Origin of the sequence: Rahnella sp. CFA14(1/10) (assembly GCF_004195095.1) — a bacterium.
GTDB classification, from domain to species: domain Bacteria; phylum Pseudomonadota; class Gammaproteobacteria; order Enterobacterales; family Enterobacteriaceae; genus Rahnella; species Rahnella perminowiae.
The window spans coordinates 1-535 of record NZ_SEWS01000036.1; the positions used below are offsets into that span (position 1 = coordinate 1).

The window sequence follows — 535 nt, forward strand, 5'->3', positions numbered from 1 at the left end:
CACTCGCTTACCGATCTTCTCACCCCGGTTCTTGCGATGCATGAGCTGGCTCACGCAGAAAATCAGAATGTCCTTGTCGAAGATTGTAGGCAGGCCGACCCCGGACGGCACGATTTTCAATCGGTTGTCGCCGCCACGGTATTCGAGATGTCGCATATCAGGCTTGGTGGCGAGCGAGAACAAGGGATGCTCCATCGAGGCCATGTCGTCCTTCGGCACCACATCGGAAATATCGTGGATGAAAAAGTCCTTCTGGGGATGTCTGTCGGGGAGCCGGGGCATCCATTCGCCTTGGCTAAGTTAGTTACATCAGGAACCCTGTATCAAGCAGCCCAGCAAGCTCGTCAAGTTCGTTATATCAGGACCCTGTTTTGGGGTGAAATCCATTCGTTAGTTTCGGAACCCAGATTCGTTAGTTTCGGAACCCAGATTCGTTAGTTTCGGAACCATGTGGATAGTTTAATATTTCAGGGACAAAGGGTTACAGGTGATTTTCAGGCCCGTAACATACTCCGTAGGTAACACTATTAACACT

The 535-nt window shown here is 50.5% G+C and carries 1 protein-coding gene; it reads right to left on the reverse strand.

The window, feature by feature from the left end; translation table 11 throughout:
• A partial coding sequence (locus tag EVX52_RS25130; protein WP_205952727.1) for a replication initiator protein A occupies positions 1 to 282 on the reverse strand: 282 nt, incomplete at its 3' end.
• Positions 283 to 535 lie beyond the last annotated feature (253 nt).